The sequence below is a fragment of the Aminobacter sp. P4_H6_2 genome (genome assembly GCF_056400805.1).
Window position 1 is genome coordinate 1 of the sequence record NZ_JBFUKO010000958.1, and the last position, 1,380, is coordinate 1,380.

Here is a 1,380-nt window from a genome sequence, read left to right on the forward strand (position 1 = left end):
CATAGGCGCCACGGTTGAGCGGCAACGAAACGACGCCTTCCTGCTCCATGATCACCAGCACTTTGCGGATGACGGTGCGGCTGACGCCGTAGATTTCGCTCAAGGCTATTTCTTCGAGCTTGACGCCAGGAGCCAGCGATTGGCAAATCACCGCATTCCATATGTCATTGTAGATGTTGGCTTCCACGCCGACCAAGGGCGCGACGATCAGCGACAGTGCGTCCTGATCGCTCATGGCCGGGGACAGATAGCGTGCGGGCATGTGTGGACCTCCCTTAGCATCAAAGGGGATCCCCCCGCCTTTGATGCTCTACTCCCTTGCCGCTCGGAGTTTCTCTCCATAGGGCATTACCCTGCTAACGCGCAGAACTTGCGGCAACCTTGCACAACAAGGCGCACAACCTGCCGTACATCGCTCTTCTTATGCAAGAAAATCAATCATGTATGGCGCACAATCGTCAACGGTTTCGATAATGGCGCGTGACGATGGCTTCGAGCTGCCAGCATCCTGGCTGGACGGCTCGGCTTCAACCACTCGACCATGCGTGACGATCTGGCGCCCAAGCTGAAGGGCGAGAAGTGTGGCTGCAAACATCTTGTCGGGAAAATCAGCCGCAAAGCCTTGCGGCGCAAGCTGGAGCGGGTAGCGGGAATCGAACCCGCGCGTTCAGCTTGGGAAGCTAGCGGGTGTTACGAGATTTCAACTGGTTGGCTGTAAAACACGGCCAACAGCGCTTGTTATAGATCAATGGCTTAGAGTCGAATTGTAAAACCAAAAGCGGTGGTCGGATCGCTACGAAATTCATCGTAAAGTGCTGCGATGATTGCTCTGATTCTTGCCACTTTTTTTGCTGCAGGTCCGACGTCCGTCGTTGATGGTGACACCATCAATTTCGGCAATGAACGTGTCCGTATCGCCAACATCGACACGCCGGAAATCCACAGCGCTAAGTGCGATGCCGAGAAGCGCCTCGGTCTGGTCGCCAAGCGCCGCGTCGCCGAGCTGCTCGCTGGCGGAGATATCATCATCCACCGTGGGGACCCCAATACCGGTCGGCTCAACGATCGGCACGGCCGAACTTTGGCGACCATCGAAGTTGCTGGTGAGGACATCGGCGAGGTCATGATTACCGAAGGGCTCGCTCGGCCGTGGACTGGCAAACGCCAGCCATGGTGCGAGTGACGTAAGACGTACGAATTACTACGGATCAGATAACTCAAAAAGGTATTGCCACCAATGGATCGTAAGCTGCAAGTTTTCGTTTCCAGCACCTTCACCGACCTCATCGAGGAGAGGCAAGCAGCCGTATCCGCAATTCTAAAATCGGGTCATATGCCAGCAGGTATGGAGCTGTTTACGGCGGGCGATAAGTCCCAGTG

3 protein-coding genes are annotated in these 1,380 nt (G+C 55.7%); 2 read left to right on the forward strand and 1 reads right to left on the reverse strand.

Going from position 1 to position 1,380, the window contains the following annotated elements:
* Nucleotides 1-262 (reverse strand): GntR family transcriptional regulator (locus tag AC1DUU_RS32040; RefSeq protein ID WP_476787320.1); only part of this gene is annotated, 262 nt, incomplete at its 3' end.
* A 558-nt stretch (nucleotides 263-820) separates the two neighbouring features.
* Here AC1DUU_RS32040 and AC1DUU_RS32045 point away from each other — a divergent pair.
* The gene (locus tag AC1DUU_RS32045) at nucleotides 821-1,183 is read left to right on the forward strand and encodes a thermonuclease family protein (protein WP_476787321.1); all 363 of its coding nucleotides are present in this window, start codon (nucleotides 821-823) and stop codon (nucleotides 1,181-1,183) included.
* Nucleotides 1,184-1,237: 54 nt separating this feature from the next.
* Nucleotides 1,238-1,380, forward strand: a 143-nt coding sequence (locus AC1DUU_RS32050; RefSeq protein WP_476787322.1) for a DUF4062 domain-containing protein, incomplete at its 3' end; no start/stop codon positions are given.

Excerpts from the sequence above, each read along its gene's own strand:
- AC1DUU_RS32045 (WP_476787321.1), top strand. The coding sequence starts at position 821 with ATGATTGCTCTGATTCTTGCCACTTTTTTTGCTGCAGGTCCGACGTCC.